Below are 18,690 nucleotides of genomic sequence, written 5' to 3' on the forward strand. Positions count from 1 at the left end.
TCTTTTGTATAAACGATAAAACTAAACGATACATTAAGAATGGCTATTTACAGATTTCGGGTAACTTTTGAGGATTATGAGGATGTGTATCGAGAAATAGATATGCCCTCCAAAGCTACATTTTTAGAATTGCATCAGGCTATCCATAACGCTACCGGTTATACTCCAGATGTTTCTTCGTCCTTTTATGTGAGTAATGATCAGTGGAAGAAAGGAACAGAGATTGCCTTTCTGCCCACGGAAAGAAAACGGAGCAACGGCGTGTTGGAAATGGAAGGTATTCGTTTGAGTAAGTTTATCGATGATCCACACCAGAAATTCTATTACATCTATAACTTTGACCGTCCTTATGACTTTCATGTCGAGCTGATTAAGATTTTAAAAGAGGAGGATGGTAAAGAGTACCCCTTGGTATTTAAGACGGTGGGAACGGTACCCAAGCAAGTTGCAGCTGCGAATTTTCCGATATCGACAGCCGATGAAGAGGATGATGAGGACGAGGATCTGTCAACAGATGACACAGAATACGGCGTCGACGAAGATGAAGACTTCGATTTATTTGACGGCGAAGACGAGGGGGGAGAAGAAGGAGAAGGAGCTAGTGGTGCGGAAGATGAATATTGATGACAGGTGGTAAAACAAAGAGATTAATCGTAGTGGTCGGACCTACCGCCGTAGGAAAGACCACTATGGGTATTGCCCTCGCCAAACATTTTAAAACCGAAATTATTTCCGCTGATTCCAGACAGTTTTATAGGGAGATGTCCATTGGTACTGCAAAGCCGGATGCGGACGAGCTTACGGTCGTAAAGCACCACTTTATTGATTCCCATACGATTGAGGAGGAGTATTCAGCTGGTGATTTCGAAAGAGGCGCTTTATGCTTGCTGGATTCCTTGTTTGAAAAGCATGATGTGGTCGTCATGGTAGGTGGGTCGGGGCTCTTTGTACGTGCGGTATGTGAAGGTTTGGATAATCTGCCTAAGGCTCCCGTTGCTGTACGGGAACGTTTGAATGGTATATTTGAACAGGAAGGGCTAGAATCATTGCAACAGAAACTTAAACAAGTCGATCCCGATTATTATCAGCATGCGGATATACACAACCCCCAGCGTGTCATACGTGCATTGGAAGTTTATGAAGCTACAGGACAACCTTTTTCATCCTATCGTGTGCGGGAAATGGTCGAACGCCCGTTTAAGATCGTAACCATTGGGTTGAATATGGAACGGCAAGAGCTATACGATCGTATCAATTTGCGTGTGGATAGGATGATAGAAAAGGGATTGGTGAGTGAAGTACGTTCGTTATTGTCCCATCGGAACAAACCGGCGTTATTGACAGTTGGTTATGCGGAGATATTTGATTTTATCGATGGGAAAATCACACTGGAGGAAGCTATCTCCCGTATTAAGCAGAATTCTAGACGTTATGCAAAAAGGCAAATTACCTGGTTCAAAAAACATGGGAATACGGTGTGGTTTGAACCGGATGATTGCGAAGGGATTTTATCTTTTTTAAGGTCGGGTTTAACCCGACCTTAAAAAAGATAGTTACACAATAAAGTTCCATCCAAACGGGTCATTTATCTTACCGTATCGAAGTTGATTTAAATAATCCAATACTTTGTTGGAAAACTCTCTTCCTTCTACAGGGGGCAATTCATAATCTTGCCCTTCATAACCAATTCTGGAGATATGGGTTACTGTTGCAGCAGTTCCGGCAGCAAAAGCCTCTGATACGTGACCATCCTTAATGCCATCAATCAATTCTTGTACGGAGACTTTACGTTGTTCTGCTTTGTATCCCCATTTTTCGGCGAGTTCCATGATTGTACGGCGGGTAACACCATGCAAAATCGTATCGCCATGAGGTGTTATAATCGTGTCGCCGATACGGAAAATCAAGTTAGCGGTACCCGCTTCTTCTACATATTTATGCTCATTGGCATCCGTCCACATGATTTGATCATATCCCTCATCGTTTGCCAACTGCGTAGGGTATAAAGATAGCGCATAATTTCCCGCATTTTTTGAAAACCCAACCCCACCTTCTGCGGCACGCGTATAATACGTTTCTACTTTTAAGCTGATTGGTTTGCTGTAATAAGCGCCCACAGGACAAGTAATAATGGCAAATGTATACGATTTAGAGGGATGAACACCTAACGCGCCTTCGGTTGCAAACATAAACGGACGGATATACAACGATGTACCTTCTTGTGATGGCACCCAGCTGCGGTCCACATCCAATAACTTTTTCAGGCCGTCCATGAAAATTTCCTCGGGAACCTCCGGCATCTGAAGGCGTTTTGCAGACTTGTTAAAGCGCTCCCAATTTTTATCCGGACGGAATATGCTTACTGTTCCGTCGGCAAATTTATAACCTTTAATTCCTTCAAAAATAGCTTGACCATAATGCAATGCAGACATCGACGGATTGACAGTAAAGTCTCCATAAGGAACGACAGACACATCTTGCCATGCACCGTCATCATATGTGGCGACTAACATGTGGTCAGACATGATAGCACCAAACTTCAAATTGCTGAAATCTACTTGCGAGAGTCTTGATTTTTTCGTTGGCTCTACGCGAATGGAATAGGTTTTCGTATCGCTCATCACATTAAAATTTTAATGTGTGCAATTTAGGAAAAAAGTACGAATATAATTAAGCATTCATTATTTTCAACAAGGCATCAAGATAGGTTCTTTCATTTGCTAGCCGAGGAACTTTATTTTGCCCACCGAGTTTTCCACGGCTTTTCATCCATGTATAAAAAGTGTCCTTTTCTGCCTGATGAACAATAGGATAGGCTAATGCCAAATCTCTGAAGCGCTTAGCGTCGTAATCGGAATTGATTTCCCGTAAAGTATTATCTAAAGTGTCGCAGAATTTTTGAAAATCGTTGGGTTGTTTTTCGAATTCAATAATCCATTCATGCGCACCGGCCTCCCCGTCTCTGAAATAAACAGGACCAGCCGTATAATCACGGATAATAGCATCTGTTCCTCGGCAAGCTATCTGCAACGCATGTTCTGCATTATCCACAATAAGCTCTTCACCAAAGGTATTGATATAATGTTTTGTACGCCCGGATATTTGAAAACGGTAAGGGGATAAAGAAGTGAATTTGATGGTATCTCCGATTTTATAACGCCATAAACCTGCATTGGTCGATATAATTAGAGCGTAGTTCTTCCCAATTTCTACTTCATCCAATCGTAACGTTTTGGGATGTTCCTCAAGAGCATATTCCATGGGAAGAAACTCATAATAGATGCCGTAATCCAACATGAGAAGAAGATCCTCGGAGCCCGATTGATCCTGCAAGCCAAAATATCCCTCGGAAGCGTTATAGTTTTCGAGATAATACATGTCATCCGAAGGAATCAATTGTTTGAACAAATCCCGATACGGCTTGAAACTTACGCCGCCATGTCCATAAAACTCTAAGTTAGGCCATACTTCCAAAAGATTGCTCTTGCCGGTAATATCCAATACACGTTTTGCCATGACGATATTCCAGGTCGGAACACCCGCTAGGCTCGTGACATTTTCCTTAATTGTAATTTGGGCAATCTGTTCGATTTTTTCTTCAAAATTCGGGTTTAAAGTCACCTCTAGATTAGGTGTGCGCTTAAATTCCGCCCAAAAAGGAAGATTACGGATAAGGATGGAAGACAAATCGCCATAATATGAATCCGGACTGAAATTATTGATTTGGGACGATCCTCCAATGACAACTGATTTACCTGTAAAGACTTTATTTTCAGGTTTGTTATGGCAATAAATGGAGAGCATGTCTTTCCCGCCTTGATAATGGCAGTCTTCCAAAGCCTCCATGCTTACGGGAATGAACTTCGAGCGATCTGAAGTAGTGCCCGATGATTTTGCAAACCATTTGATGTCGGAAGGCCACACCAGGTTTTGCTCTCCTTTAATCATACGATCCACATACCCTTTGATATCATCGTAATCCTGGATTGGAACTCGCTCTTTATATGCTTCTGGCGTTAGAATACTGTTGTAGTCGTATTTTTTTCCCCACTCGGTAGCTTCCGCCGTCGAAATTAAACTTTGAAACCATTCTTCCTGTACATCATGAGGGTATTTCATGAAAAGCTCAATCTGATGAATGCGCTTTTTCATGATCCACGTAAAGAGAGAATTCAATAATGCCATATATAAAGGTTTCTGTTACGCTAGTTTTATAGTTTTTTCCTTCTCAATTCAAAATGGCGTCCTAGATAGAATTTACGAGCTAGTTCATTGTCAGCAATTTCTTCGGGCGTGCCGGTAAGCATTATTTTGCCCTCCGTCAGCAGGTAGGCTCTATCCGTGATAGACAATGTCTCCTGTACGTTGTGGTCGGTAATGAGGACACCGATGTTTTTCCGTTTGAGTTTAGATACAATGGTCTGTATCTCTTCCACCGCGATCGGGTCTACACCCGCAAACGGTTCATCCAATAAAATGAAATGCGGGTTCGCAGCTAAAGCCCGTGCTATCTCCGTACGACGTCTTTCTCCTCCTGATAAAAGATCCCCACGGTTTTTTCGGACCCGATGTAAACTGAATTCTGTTAACAGTTCTTCCAGTTTCGCTAAGCGCTCTTCTTTATTTTTATAGTGTATTTCTAAAACGGCGAGAATGTTATTTTCTACAGACAATTTTCGAAATACCGATGCCTCTTGTGCAAGATAACCGATTCCTTTTTGCGCACGCTGAAACATCGCGTCCTGCGTAATTTCTTGGTCGTCCAGAAAAACATGGCCATCATTTGGTTTGATCAATCCCACAATCATGTAAAAAGACGTTGTTTTTCCAGCACCGTTTGGCCCTAATAACCCCACAATCTCTCCCTGCTCAACATGAAAAGACACGTCATTAACAACTGTCCGTTGTTTATATTTTTTGATTAAATGTTCTGCCTTTAAAATCATCTACTACTTAATCGTTTTATACACAAATATATTTTAATATCGTATTGCTTTGATATTTAATTGCAAATTCTTTTTGCCCCGCCAGTTATTCTCTTCGATGGTGTAACAAATATCAAATTTATGCCCTTCGTTGATATAGTCTATATGTTCTGCCAATCCAAAACCTATACAATCGAAGGATACGGAGTCCTCTTGTTTTATTACTATTTTGATGTGATTCGTGCCTACGATATATCCTGAACCCTGTACTTTACGCGTGAGAAGAATAGGAGCCTCATTTTGTGGGCCGAAAGGTTCAAACTGTTTTAATAAACGGTAAAATTTGCTATCGATCTCTTTCAGATTTAATTCCGTTTCTATGAGTACTTCTTGCTGAAGCATTTCGGGCGTAATAGTGTTCTGTACTACTGCTTCAAATTTTTCTTGAAACGCTGGTACATTTTCCACACGCATAGTGAGGCCCGCTGCATATTTATGTCCGCCATATTGGTCTAATAAATCGGCACATTCGCTCAACGCCTCGTATAGATCAAAGCCTAATACAGAACGTGCCGAACCGGCGATATATCCATTGGTCTGTGTAAGTATAACGGTAGGCCGGTAGTATTTTTCTGTTAAACGTGAAGCAACTATACCAATTACGCCTTTGTGCCAATCGGCTTTAAAAAGCACGGTGGATTTGCGTTGTTTCAATAATTCGTCGTTGTTCAGGATGTCTAACGCTTCCTCGGTTATTTTAAGATCGAAGCCTTTGCGTACAGTATTCTGATCGTCAACGGTAGTCGAATACGCTTCGGCTTCTGCTAGTGATTTTGAAATCAATAGCTTTACAGCGTCTTTAGCGTGTTCGATGCGGCCGGCGGCATTGATACGCGGGCCAATCTGAAAGACAATATCGCCTACAGAAAAATGCCCACTCTTATTAGAAGAAAGATTGATGAGCGCCTGAAGACCACAACTTGGGTTGGTGTTTAATTTTTTGAGTCCAAAATGAGTGAGTATCCGGTTTTCTCCGGTAATAGGTACGATATCTGATGCAATACTCACCGCCACAAGATCAAGATATTGATAGGCAAGTTGCATGTCCATATCGTTTTTTTGAACAAAGGCCTGGATTAATTTAAATCCGATCCCGCATCCCGACAGTTCTTTGTAGGGGTAAGGACAATCGCTGCGTTTAGGGTCTAATACGGCTACGGCATCCGGAATAGTACTGCCCGGAAGATGATGGTCTCCAATGATAAAATCAATTCCCTTTGCTTTTGCATAGTTGACTTTCTCAATGGCTTTAATACCACAATCCAGTGCAATAATTAAAGAGAAGCCATTTTCAGCTGCATAGTCAATTCCTTTGAAAGAAATACCATAACCTTCTAGATAACGGTCGGGAATATAAAATTCCAAACCCGAATGGAAATCACGAAAAAAACTATAGACAATCGAAACGGCAGTAGTACCGTCGACATCATAATCGCCATATATAAGTATTTTCTCTTTGTTGCCGATTGCTCTTTCAATTCGAGATATCGCCTTATCCATATCTTTCATTAAAAAAGGATCGTGCAATAGATCAAAGTTAGGGCGAAAAAAATGCTTGGCTTGTTGATAGGTTTCGACACCACGATGGAGAAGCAGTTCTGCTATTACAGCGTTTATACCCAACTCACCACATAGTTTGCTGGTTTTTTGAACATTGTTTTTTTGCTTAACCACCCATCTTTTTTGCATATCGTTGCCGTTGTATAAACGTGTAAATATACATTTTGTAAACCGGTTTACCTAATGGAGGTCTCTGTTCGGAATTAAAGGGATTGTGGCTTATGGGGTTACAATGAAATAAAAAATGTGATTTTTTTTGCTAGTTTTGCTTGAGACAAGTATTCTAAGAAGAATACGAACGTTGTATTTAATTTTTTTGCTATGTCAATAGTTAGAGAAAGCGACTTGATTGGTATCGGTAAGAAGTACCAGATAGAGACGGAAGCCGGTGACCAGATGGTAGTGGTTATCCATGACGACGGTAAACGCGAACTTTATCGTTCGGAAGGGGACGATAGTGAGACACACTGTGTTATGACACTTTCTGATGAAGAGTCTCGCCAGGTAGCAGGCATTATTGGGGGATTGTCTTATAAGCCCAAGGCATTGGAAACCATGGAGTTGGCGTTGGACGATTTGCGGATTGAATGGTATAAAGTGGGGATTTCTAGTGATGGCGTCGACAAAAGTATCGGGGAATTGGGCGTTCGACAGCGTACTGGAGCGTCGATTATTGCTGCCATTAAGGAAGAAGATACGATCATTAATCCGGGGCCAGACTATGTGATTACACCGGGAACAACACTGGTGGTCGCCGGAAAGAAAACGAATATTAAACAATTAAAAGAAATCCTAATTTAATCCTATGCTATCACATACCTTGGTATTAGAAGTTGGTATTGCCGTATTGTTAGTCGCCATTGTTGGTTTGTTGGCCAATAAATTGCGTTTTTCGGTGATTCCATTTTTTATAATAATTGGTATGGTAGTTGGCGAACACGCGCCCCAAATTGGATATATCGACTTCACGTTTACAGAGAGTAAGCCGTTTATCGATTTCATGGGGCGATTGGGGGTACTTTTCCTCTTGTTTTATCTAGGATTGGAGTTTTCTGTAGGACGGTTAATGCGATCCGGAAAATCCATTGTTACGGGGGGCATAGTTTATGTTTTTCTTAATTTTATCTCGGGTGTCCTGATAGGATGGCTCATGGATATTCCTTTTAAGGAAATGATGGTGCTATGTGGCGTCATGACTAGTTCATCCACGGCAATTGTTGCTAAAGTGCTCACGGATTTAAAGCGAACGGCGAATCCTGAGACCGAGATTATTATGGGGATGATTATGTTTGACGACCTCTTCATCGCCATGCACATCTCTTTCCTGTCAGGGCTAATTCTGACCGGAGGAACTTCCTTCTGGTCCGTATTAGGAACATCCTTGTTGGCGCTCGGCTTCATTCTGACGTTTTTGATATTAGGAAGGAAGCTTATTCCTGCTATCGATCGGCTTTTGCAAGACAAATCTCCAGAATTGTTCATCCTAATCATATTCAGCCTATTGTTTATCATCGCCGGGTTTTCCGAAACGATACACGTTGCAGAAGCTATTGGGGCACTGATGGCCGGATTGGTGTTCGCCGATTCTCGCTATATTAAAAAGATTGAGGGGGTTATTGCTCCCTATCGTGATTTCTTCGGTGCGATGTTCTTTTTTAGCTTTGGGTTGTCTATTGATATGTATACTTTAGGAGGAGCTGTCGGATGGGCTACGCTGGCTGCAGCTATAACGGTAATAGGTAATGTGGCGTCGGGTTATTTCGCTGCCAGATTTTCGGGTAGAAAACCCAAAGCTTCATTTGACATAGGGTTTACACTTTCGGCAAGAGGAGAATTTTCCATTATTATGGCAAATATTGGAAAGGCGGGAGGTTTGCTCCCTATTCTTCAATCCTTCGTTGTTGTCTATGTGCTTATCTTATCTGTTGTATCGCCTTTGTTGACAAAAGAGTCACGTACGTTATGGGCTGTGCTGTTCGGAAAAGACGTTGCTCCTTTGAAACAGAAAAAGACATTAGAGCAATTGGAGGGGTCAGCTGGGAATATAGATACCTAGGCTTCTTGACTTTTGGATGCCTAGGTATAAGTATTATAGCTTTTATAAATGATGTTTTTTTTGTAGGAAATCGGCGACAAATACATCGTCGTTTAATTCAGGATAATCTCTATACACGCGATCTATTTCTTCTTTTTGTCCAGGCGAAAGTACTTCGTTCGGATTAAGACACCAGATGCCTTTCATTAACCCCTGTCGACGGAGTACCTCGTGGATGCCCGGAATACAACCATGAAAATCATGTGCTGGGTCAAAAAAAGCAGCATTACTATCTGTGATGGCGATAGCTTTACGTAATAACGAGTTTGCCGTCTGATTTTGAGGGTTCTTTTTATATTCCTTTACTTCTTCCAGCAGTGTTACCGCTTTATTTGTCCATACAGCCCAATGCCCTAATAACCCCCCTTTGAAGTCGATGGTCACGTGCTTCTCGCCTATCGGAAAGCTATAGGTTGTCATTAAGTCGTTGACAATGTTATCATCATTTCCCGTATACATGGCAATCTTGTCGTGACGACCGGAGTTGGCTAATGCACGCATGACGTCAAGTGTTTGGTAGCGGTTGAAAGAAGCGCACTTGATAGCGACCACATTTTCGATTTTTACAAATTCGCTCCAGAATGCATAACTGAAAACACGGCCGCCAACGGAGGGTTGTAGGTAAAATCCAAACACCGGAATAACGGCCGCTACCTCCCTAACCCTATCCAATATAGCCGCTTCGGTCCAGTCCTGTAGTCCTCCCATACTCAATAATCCGATGTCATACCCGTAGTGGATAGCGGTATGTGCTTCTTGAATAGCTTGCTCCGTTGAACCACAGATACCGGCAATCTTGACAAACGGTCCCTGTAAGGTTGCTTTCGCTATCTCTTCACTTGTCCATTTTAAAACCGTTTCGAATAAGTTGAACTCGGGATCTCGGATTTCAAATTGTGTGGAGTGTACCGCCACTGCGATACCACCCGCGCCACTTGCTATATAATATTGCGTTAAAAGACGTTGATGATATTCGTTTATGCTTCGATCTTCATTTAATGCCAATGGGTGGGCAGGAATGACTACGCCAGCCCATAAGTGCTTTACAAGCTCTGCTGATAGTTTTTTCATTAGAATTTCCCCTTTCTTTCTTGAAAATGTGTGTCTTTGTTCCATAAATCTCCACCTTCGAGGAACCATTTTGCGGTGATATCAATAGCTTCGCGGATTGTCGTCTTCGGATATCCAAATAAGCGGTGACATTCAGATGCGTTGTTGAGCAAAGCGGTTTCCGCTGCCTGATTTACGAATGTTGGTGTTATGTTGAAATGCTCTCCAAAACGTTCTGCAATCCAGCGAGTAGATAATATTTCCGGCCCGGTAACATTTAATATTTTGGCAGGAGATGTACAATGTAAGAGTGAGCGCAATGCGATCTCGTTGGCATCACCTTGCCAGATTACATTAACGTTTTGGCTGGTTAAATCAATCGGACGTTGTTCTTTGACAGCTTTTGCGATTTCTACTAATACGCCATAACGAAAATCAACTGCATAGTTCAACCGATAGATAAGTGTAGGTGTTCCATTCTTTTTAGAGAAATATTCAAATATACGCTCTCGCCCAAGACATGATTGTGCATATTCTCCGATGGGTTCGGGTGTTGTTTCCTCTGAAATGCCGCCATCGGTCACGGGGACAAAGGGCAATACATTTCCCGAAGAAAAAGCAACGATGTTTGATGCTTTGAAATGAGAAGCGACCATGCCTGGTAAAAAGGTATTCATGGCCCAGGTAAAGTTTTCATTGCCTGTTGTGCCAAATTTATGTCCTGCCAAATAGATGATGTTCGGTATCTGGGGAAGTTTTTGTAACTGACCTTGATCTAGCAGGTCACATGCAATTGTTTCGATTCCCAGTATATTCAAAGATTGTTCTACGTTCTTATCCGAAAATCGAGAAACACCGATAACCTTTTTTTCGATTCCGGCCGCTCGTATTGCCCGTACCGCCAATGTTGCCATACTTGGCCCCATTTTCCCTCCGATACCCAAGAACATAATATCACCCTGGATTCTTTGTATGTCAGCAATCAACGCTGCCGAGGGTGCTAAGAGGTCTTCTTCAAGTTGTTTTAAATTTCCGTAATGCATATGTCGTTGTTTAAGTTAATAGATCGTGTGCATTGCTAATGGCAAGTGTAACGAGCATAAGCAGTCCGAGCATTGCCCAGGCTTTGGTGAGCGGGTTATTCCTATGGTTACCCATAATTTTTTCGTCGTTTGCTATTAGGAACATGAGTGTTCCAATAAAAGGAACAAGAAAGATGGTAATACTTTGTGCAAAGACAATCAGTTCTAACGGAAGCTTTCCGAATACAAGGGCTATAATAGAACCAAAAATCATGACAAGTGATATGAAGAACTTCACTACGGGATGGTCAAGATTGTTGCCATAGCCGAACGTATCACCCAGTAATGATCCGCCTAATACGGCGTTTCCAATCAAAGAAGAAAAAGAAGCGCCGAATAATCCGATAAAAAAAAGATGGGAGGCATAAGTCCCCAAAAGTGGTTCTAAAGCTTTGCCCATGTCGGCCGCTGAATTTAATTGCATGCCTAGCGGGTGAAGCGTATTGGCTGCAGATATCATGACAGCTGCACTCATAACACCTAATAATAGGATACCTACGCGGCTTCCTCGTCGCTGACGTTCGGCATTCTGGAGTTCGCTAGATAATTTTCGACGGGCTTGTACGAGATAACTTTGATAGAATGCGCCTACAACAGAGAAGCACGAAGCTATAAACGCAATAATCAGACTAAGGGAAGCCGGTGGAAGGGTCGGTACAAACCCCTTTACAAACAGTATGATAGGCGTTTGTATCATGATAGCGGTAGATAAAAAAGCAAATAACATTAGGATAATAAAAGCTAGCACGAGCTTTTCCAGCATGGCGTATATCGACTTAAAAAATAATAGTAAAATTCCGATAACGTTAAAGGCCACAATCCATAACTTAGTATCCGTGCCTGTACCTTCTGCAATGGCTATGGAGACACCCGTAGCATTCCCCGATTGAAAAGATGTAGCTACCAAGAAGATTCCCAACCCGATGACAATGGAGGCTATTTTTCCAAATTTACTGCGAATTAATTTCAATAGCGTTTCGTTTTGCGCTATGCCGATTCTGGTGCCCATATCGGTAAACACCATCATGAAAAAGATAGCAATGACGACAACCCATAAAAGGGAAAGGCCATAATCTGTTCCCATTTTGGATGTGATGGTCATTTTGCTTGGGCCAAAGACAAGCGCCGCTGTAATGATGCCTGGTCCTAAGATGGAGAGCCAATTTTTAAAAAAGCATTCTTTTTTACTATTGTTGTTTTTCATGGAGAACTACCTTAAGGAGGATAATGACCTGGATTCGATTTTGCCTGCATTGTTGCCAAAGTTGGTGCGGATATAATTTGCAATCGTGATGATTTCCACGTCCGTTAAGAAAGAAAAACCCGGCATAGCCCCTTCATATTTAGTGCTTTCCATGTTTTTTTCTTGCACACCGTGCAGAATAATTTGTAAGAGTGCCTTTTCGTCGCCATTGACAGTATTGGACTTTGCTAGGGACGGAAATGTATTCGTCAATCCCTCCCCGTCACTTTTGTGGCAGGACGTGCAATACGCCTCATATAAGGAGTGTCCGTCTTTAGCCGCCGGTTGTGTATCGACGCTTTGTGGATGTAAAATAGGAGCATGGGTTTTCTCACTGACGCGCAATCGGTAAATCACATCGTCCTCTTGCTTAGGAAAACCCTTTTGTGGGTTCCAATCTCTATTGCTAGAACAAAAATAGATGTCACCATTAGGCAAGGTGATGACAGACCGTAATCGACCGAGCTGGTCTTGGAATAGAACCTGTTCGTCAATAATACGAAGACCGTCGTCCGATAGCGATAGGATGCGGAGCGACTGGTTTTTTAATGTCGTCAGTAGTAAGCTTTTTTTCCACTCTGGAATAACATCTGAACCGTAATAGGCTAATCCCGCGGGAGCGACGACCGGTGTCCAAGATTTAATCGGTTCTTCAATAACCAACGTTTTCACTTTTGCTTTTTCCTTTTCTGTATCAATCATTCCTTCGATAAGTGGCCAGCCATAATTTTTAAGTGGAAGGATGAGATTGATTTCATCTTCAATTGCATCACCATGTTCCGAGGTGTAAAGGATGCCTTCAGTGCTATACGTCAAACCTTGCATGTTTCTAAAGCCCCATGCGTATACATAGCTGTTGGCAATAGGATTGTCCTTTGGGATACTGCCATCCAGATTAAGTCGTAGTATTTTACCATTAAGAGATGTGCTATCTTGGGCATATGTATCTGTTGCTGCATCTCCGGTAGCCCAATAAACCTTTTTGTCGGGGGATATGACTATTCGGGAACCGTTATGTCCGGTATTTCCCGGAATTTGCAATAACTGTACAGGATTTGATAATCTGCCAGTCGGGTTATAGTTATAACGATAAAGATTTGAAAAAATTGAACTATCTTTTTTACTGGTATAGGAAAGGTATAGATAGGCCTGTTCGTTTTCTGGTTGATAAAGCGCCATGCCCAATAGGCCTAATGTCCGCTGCTGGTAAACATCTGGTATGCTATCTATCAATAAAACCTGTTTACTTTTTATGTCGAGTCTGCGGATAGCTCCTCCAATCTCGGAAAATAAAATGGCATCGTTAATACGGTCATATTGTAGATCCCAAGGGACGTTGAGGTTTGTTGCTTCTTTTGTTAATGATAGGATGCTATTCTCCAGTTGAATGCTGTTCATTACAGGGAGATCTTTTTCAGATCCCTGTCTGCAGGAGAAAAGAAACAAGATTATGGTAGTGAATCCAATATATATATTTTGTGGCTTCATATGTTGGTTTTAATAAGACCCCTAACAAAAAGAAAATCCCATACCTTTTATTTTTTTGTTATTGCTTTGTGTGTTGGTTTGTATGGTGTGTTTCTATTTTTATTAATTTAACCAAATCTATAATATTTAAAATTAATATACAAAAAATAATGTTTTTTGTATACAAATATTAGTTGTAATCGGTTTGACTTAATCAAAATAACGATTCCTTAACTAAGTGATGTTTATGTGGATTATAAATAAATGTATTAAAAAAAATAGAAAAATAATTTGATTGTATACATAATATTTCTATTATTGTATTCATTATGGTGCGAATTTAAAAAAATAGAAAGAAATCTATTGCAGGTTCGTTTAATTAATACCAGATGAAACTAAATAATTAACTATTCATTTAAACCTGACGATCAATGAAACTAAAGCAGTTTAAAATCAGGGATGTCGTAAACAGGAATTTTCTTTTGATAGGTATTCCTTTTATGTCATTAGGTGTTTTGGCAAATACACCATCAGCAACACTTGGTGCTTCTAAATCCTTATCGTTGCATGCCGATGCCTCTTCCGAAAATCCAATGTATTTTCAGCAACAACTGACTGGGCGGGTAACAGATGCCAGCGGTCAATCTCTTTCTGGTGTGGAAGTACGCAATTTAAATACAGATGCCTTTGCGGTGACAGATCAAGAAGGTCGATTCGAACTGAACGGTTCAGCTTCTGACAGATTGCAATTTCGATTGCTTGGATTTAATAATCAGGTGCTCAATGGCGAAGATGTGCAGATGGTTGTGCTCCAATCTTCGGAGACGGCACTGGACGAAGTCGTTGTAGTGGGATATGGAAGCCAGAAAAAAATAAATCTAACAGGTGCGGTGTCAAGTGTACGATTCGACGAAGCTACTGATAGTCGCCCAACGATGAATTTATCGTCCGCTTTGGTCGGTATGAGTTCCGGGTTAAATATCGCGCAAACGTCTGCTACTCCTGGTGCGGAAGGCTTTAATATAATGGTGAGAGGAATGGGGACAATGAATGATGCTTCGCCTTTAGTGGTTATCGATGGTGTGCCAGGAGCGCTAAACGATGTGAACCCTAATGATGTAGAAAGCGTTTCGATTCTTAAGGACGCTTCTTCGGCCGCCATTTACGGATCACGAGCGGCTAATGGGGTTATTTTGGTTACAACCAGACGCGGTAGTGAGGGGAATTTTACTGTCACTTATAACGGGTATATGGGGCAGCAGAATACTGCAAAAGATATTGCATTTATCACCGATATGGCGACACACATGGAATTGGTAAATGAATCCGAAGGGCGGGATAAATATAGTGTCGATTTAATCGATCAATGGCGAAAAGAATCGGCTGCCGGTAACCCCTTATATCCGAATACCGATTGGTACGATGAAATGCTAAATAGTTCCTTATTGACAGAACATAATGTTTCCATGCGAGGAGGCGGTCAAAGAGGAAACTTTGCGATGTCATTGGGATATCTGGATAATAAGGGGATCATCGATAACTCTGCTTATAAAAGGTATAATTTTCGTATCAACGCGGATGCTAAGGTTAAAAATTTCCTGACCTTAGGGGGGAATGTGTTTGGTACCTGGTCTGACAGAGATCCGCTTGATGTAGCCAGTTTTTTTAACAATATACGTAACACAACACCGGGCGTAATTCCTCGTTATGAAGATGGGCGCTACGGAGGTGAAATGTTCCCTGATTTGCCGCCAGGTAACAACCCCCGGGCGTATGTGGATAATATACGGGGAAATTACGAAAGACAGCGTTTAGGGATGAAATTCTTCGGTATTGTTAATTTGCTGAAGAATTTGGAATGGGAGAGTAGTTTTGGTTTTAACTATGGGAATGACCGAAACTGGGAGTACTCAAGACCATACTCCCTTTGGAATTTACAAACCGATTTTCAATATCCACTAAGGCCAGCTATTGACGGTCTGTTCAATGGTAGTCGTAGGGATTACTCTACTGTGTTGAATACTCTTTTGCGCTATACAGAATCGTTTAATGATAGCCATAACCTTTCCGTGTTGTTGGGTTTTGATCAGCAATATAATCGCATGGACCTGTTTAATGCCAGAAAGAATGATGTTTTGGGAGACGACGCCATTTATATCATGGATGCCGCAGCCAATATGGAATATATCAGAGGATCAGGAACAGACGATGCTTTGCAATCTTATTTTGGACGAGTGAATTATGATTACAAAGGTAAATATCTTTTTGAAGCCAATGCCCGTTATGATGGCTCATCCAGATTCTCGCCAGAAAATAGATGGGGATTTTTTCCATCGTTCTCTGCAGGCTGGCGAATATTGGAAGAATCCTTTGCAAGTCCCTTGAAGACCGTGTTTGACGATGTGAAAATAAGAGGTTCATGGGGTTCGCTCGGAAATAATAGAATTGGGGATTATACTTGGCAAGTGGTCTACGGATCTTATCTTTACCCGTTTGGTGGCCAACTCCCACAAGGCGTGGGCCCGGTGGAGCTGGCAAACAGCAGAATCAAATGGGAAACAACCTCCATTGCTAATATCGGATTGGATTTGACGATGTTACAAAATAGATTGACATTGACAGCGGAATACTTTGATAAGACAACTTCTGACATTCTAACCAAAATCCCTATTCCATTGATTTTGGGAAATTTTGCGCCTCCATGGCAGAACATTGCCGAAATGAAAAATAAGGGGCTGGAATTTCAAGTCGGCTATAGAGGGAATGTTGGTGCGGATCTGTCGTACAATGTAAGTGCAAATTTATCTACCAATACGAACGAAGTCACAAAATTCAATGGCGACCGATCTATCAGTGGTCCGACCATTACCCAGGAGGGAAATCCTTTCAATAGTTTCTATTTGCTGGAATTTGATAGGATATTACAGGACGAAACAGAAATTCAAGCTTTAATTGATGACGGTTACACGTTCGGCGCGTATGTAGGAGGTCGTCCGCAACCAGGAGATATGCTGTATAAAGATAAAAATGGCGATAAGAACTTCAATGAAGAAGATCGCGTCGTGAAAGATTATTCTGCACTTCCCAAGGTCACCTATGGATTAAATCTCGGTGTTGCTTATAAAGGTTTTGACTTGAATGTTGTCGGTCAGGGCATCGGCGGTGTACGGCAGTATTGGGGGAATGATGGATTTAACACATTTAATATCAATGAAGGCTTTTTGCAGTATGAAGAAATTCTAAATCGGTGGACAGCGGAAAATAAATCTACAGAATACCCGCGCCTGCGTACCTCAGGTTCAGCTTTAAATGCTGTGAATAGCGATTATTGGTTACATAGCACATCCTTTTTCAGAATTAAATCATTGCAATTCGGCTACGCATTGCCTCGGACAACGACATCCAAATTCTCGGTGGATCGGCTAAGGTTATATGCCAATCTGGAAAACTTTTTCACATTCACAAATTTTGAGGGATACAATCCAGAAAACGCGGCAATGGCTTATCCGCTCATGAAACAATGGGTAATTGGTTTAAATGTTACATTTTAAAAGAAGAATCATGATGAAAAAGATGCACAATATTATACTGGCAACAATAGCTGTTTGCATGCTGGGATCTTGTAGTGATTTTCTGGATAGAAACTCCCTGGTCGGTCTATCTGAAGGTGATTTCTGGAAATCAGAGGAAGATGCTGTTATGGGGGTAAATGCGATCTATCACGCCAATCGTGAATTTGTAAATAGCATCGTTATTTATGGCATGATGGATGATTTTACCGATATCTCCTATCAATCTTGGGCTACAGGTTTGACCACAGGCTTATTTCCAGCTGATGCAGGATTTTACTCTACTTCTTGGGGTATCTTCTATAAAGGGATTTATAGGGCAAATACAGTATTGCAGCAAGTACCATCTATCCAAATGAGCGAAACTACAAAAAATCGCGTATTGGGTGAAGCTACGTTTCTCCGCGGATATTTCTATTTTAAATTATGGGATTATTTTGGAGGTGTGCCTTTATATGATTATCCGATCAATGTCGATGAAGCTTATGAGCCACGTAATACGAATAGAGAGGTGTACGAGTTTATCGTGAAGGATATGACGCGGGCGTATGAACTATTGCCGGAGAGTTATGATCAGTCCAATAAAGGTCGGGCAACCAAATGGGCGGCATTGGCCATGCGCGGAAAAGCACATTTATGGGCTAAGGAGTATGAAAAGGCAGCAGCAGACTTCAAATACTTGATGGAAAATAGTGATAGGTCATTGCTTTCCGATTATCACACGTTATTCCGTGTAGCGGGCAACAACAATAGCGAAGTCATCTTTGATGTGCAGTATATTGCCGAGCAGGGGCATGGTATTGCTACAGATCGTAACTATGGAAACGCTATGGGACCAACAAGTGGTTCGCAACGTACACGTCCTACACCTAAATTGGTCAACTCCTATGAGATGATAGATGGGAGCCCATTTGATTTCGCGAATTTCCAAAATGCTAATGGAGATCCATTCAATCCCAATAATGCCAGTGATTGGCATAACGAAGCAGCTGTGCGGAAATTGTTTGAAAACCGTGACCCCCGTATGCATCAAGGGATCGTGGTGCCTTGGTCGACTTTTGTGGGACGAGGAGGAGTGGAATATCTTTACCGGTTTCCGGTAGATGGCAATGCTCCAAATGCTTATGTGCCGATCTGGACGAACGGAAGTTATGCCTGGCGGAAATTTGTGGAAACAGGCTCTGTTTATACTTTGCAAGATAATATGCCGCAAAACTTTCCGCTTATTCGTCTGGCAGACGTGGTACTCATGTATGCAGAGGCACAAAATGAAGCGTTAGGCTCGCCCGATCAAAGTGTATACGATGCGGTAAATGCGGTGCGTAGCCGCCCCAGTGTAGGGATGCCGAATCTTCCTACGGGTTTGTCCAAAGAGCAAATGCGGGAAAGAATACGGCATGAGCGAATGGTGGAGTTATGTGGTGAAGGTCAGCGCTATTCTGATATACGACGATGGGGTATTGCTCAAGATGTGGTAGACGGTGTGTGGATGACGGAATTCACGGGGGTGCAAATCCGACAAAGGGGATTTCCGGATCATTATTACTTATGGCCAATTCCGATTTCAGAAAGAGATCTGAACCCAAGTTTGACACAAAATCCAGGATGGGAGTAGAAAGCTACTCCCTTTTATTTAATT

At 41.8% G+C, this 18,690-nt stretch carries 14 protein-coding genes; 6 read left to right on the plus strand and 8 right to left on the minus strand.

What is annotated here, in order from left to right; translation table 11 throughout:
- Window positions 1–39 precede the first annotated feature (39 nt).
- On the plus strand, window positions 40–624 hold the full coding sequence (locus G5B43_RS13830) for a plasmid pRiA4b ORF-3 family protein (RefSeq protein WP_165295392.1): 585 nt from the start codon (window positions 40–42) through the stop codon (window positions 622–624).
- Window positions 624–1,544 (plus strand): tRNA (adenosine(37)-N6)-dimethylallyltransferase MiaA, encoded by a 921-nt coding sequence (gene miaA / locus G5B43_RS13835; RefSeq protein ID WP_165295393.1) that lies wholly within the window; start codon window positions 624–626, stop codon window positions 1,542–1,544. The genes G5B43_RS13830 and miaA overlap by 1 nt, the downstream gene beginning before the upstream one ends.
- Before the next feature lie 9 nt (window positions 1,545–1,553).
- Here miaA and G5B43_RS13840 read toward each other — a convergent pair whose 3' ends face one another.
- Genes G5B43_RS13840 through recJ form a run of 4 tightly spaced genes read right to left on the minus strand, consistent with a single transcriptional unit; the run spans window position 1,554 to window position 6,674 of the window.
- A complete protein-coding gene (locus tag G5B43_RS13840) occupies window positions 1,554–2,621 on the minus strand; it encodes a branched-chain amino acid aminotransferase (protein ID WP_165295394.1) in 1,068 nt (355 codons plus the stop codon).
- 49 nt (window positions 2,622–2,670) lie between these two features.
- Window positions 2,671–4,185 carry a GH3 auxin-responsive promoter family protein gene (locus G5B43_RS13845; RefSeq protein WP_165295395.1) on the minus strand — a complete coding sequence of 505 codons (1,515 nt, stop codon included), beginning with the start codon at window positions 4,183–4,185 and terminating at the stop codon, window positions 2,671–2,673.
- Window positions 4,186–4,211: 26 nt separating this feature from the next.
- Window positions 4,212–4,946 (minus strand): LPS export ABC transporter ATP-binding protein, encoded by a 735-nt coding sequence (gene lptB, locus G5B43_RS13850; RefSeq protein ID WP_165295396.1) that lies wholly within the window; start codon window positions 4,944–4,946, stop codon window positions 4,212–4,214.
- Window positions 4,947–4,979: 33 nt separating this feature from the next.
- Window positions 4,980–6,674 (minus strand): single-stranded-DNA-specific exonuclease RecJ, encoded by a 1,695-nt coding sequence (gene recJ / locus G5B43_RS13855; RefSeq protein WP_165295397.1) that lies wholly within the window; start codon window positions 6,672–6,674, stop codon window positions 4,980–4,982.
- A 192-nt stretch (window positions 6,675–6,866) separates the two neighbouring features.
- On the opposite strand from recJ, the gene G5B43_RS13860 reads away from it, so the two are divergent.
- Together G5B43_RS13860 and G5B43_RS13865 are read left to right on the plus strand one after the other, a co-directional pair.
- On the plus strand, window positions 6,867–7,346 hold the full coding sequence (locus tag G5B43_RS13860) for a cation:proton antiporter regulatory subunit (RefSeq protein ID WP_165295398.1): 480 nt from the start codon (window positions 6,867–6,869) through the stop codon (window positions 7,344–7,346).
- 4 nt (window positions 7,347–7,350) lie between these two features.
- Entirely contained in the window at window positions 7,351–8,601 is a 1,251-nt protein-coding gene (locus G5B43_RS13865; RefSeq protein WP_165295399.1) for a cation:proton antiporter, read from the plus strand.
- 42 nt (window positions 8,602–8,643) lie between these two features.
- On the opposite strand, the gene G5B43_RS13870 is transcribed toward G5B43_RS13865, so the two are convergent.
- From G5B43_RS13870 to G5B43_RS13885, 4 genes are read right to left on the minus strand one after another with little or no spacing between them, the layout of a single operon-like run.
- Window positions 8,644–9,711 carry a dihydrodipicolinate synthase family protein gene (locus G5B43_RS13870; RefSeq protein WP_165295400.1) on the minus strand — a complete coding sequence of 356 codons (1,068 nt, stop codon included), beginning with the start codon at window positions 9,709–9,711 and terminating at the stop codon, window positions 8,644–8,646.
- Entirely contained in the window at window positions 9,711–10,733 is a 1,023-nt protein-coding gene (locus G5B43_RS13875; protein WP_165295401.1) for an NAD-dependent epimerase/dehydratase family protein, read from the minus strand. The genes G5B43_RS13870 and G5B43_RS13875 overlap by 1 nt, the downstream gene beginning before the upstream one ends.
- Before the next feature lie 10 nt (window positions 10,734–10,743).
- Window positions 10,744–11,976 (minus strand): Nramp family divalent metal transporter, encoded by a 1,233-nt coding sequence (locus G5B43_RS13880; protein ID WP_165295402.1) that lies wholly within the window; start codon window positions 11,974–11,976, stop codon window positions 10,744–10,746.
- Window positions 11,977–11,982: 6 nt separating this feature from the next.
- Entirely contained in the window at window positions 11,983–13,413 is a 1,431-nt protein-coding gene (locus G5B43_RS13885) for a PQQ-dependent sugar dehydrogenase (protein ID WP_240904869.1), read from the minus strand.
- 500 nt (window positions 13,414–13,913) lie between these two features.
- Here G5B43_RS13885 and G5B43_RS13890 point away from each other — a divergent pair, with 500 nt between their 5' ends.
- Complete coding sequence (locus G5B43_RS13890) at window positions 13,914–17,033, plus strand: SusC/RagA family TonB-linked outer membrane protein (protein ID WP_165295404.1); 3,120 nt, start codon at window positions 13,914–13,916, stop codon at window positions 17,031–17,033.
- 10 nt (window positions 17,034–17,043) lie between these two features.
- On the plus strand, window positions 17,044–18,666 hold the full coding sequence (locus G5B43_RS13895) for a RagB/SusD family nutrient uptake outer membrane protein (RefSeq protein WP_165295405.1): 1,623 nt from the start codon (window positions 17,044–17,046) through the stop codon (window positions 18,664–18,666).
- The last annotated feature ends 24 nt before the right edge of the window (window positions 18,667–18,690 follow it).

This window comes from Sphingobacterium sp. SGR-19 (genome assembly GCF_011043555.1).
In the GTDB taxonomy this organism is placed as follows: domain Bacteria; phylum Bacteroidota; class Bacteroidia; order Sphingobacteriales; family Sphingobacteriaceae; genus Sphingobacterium.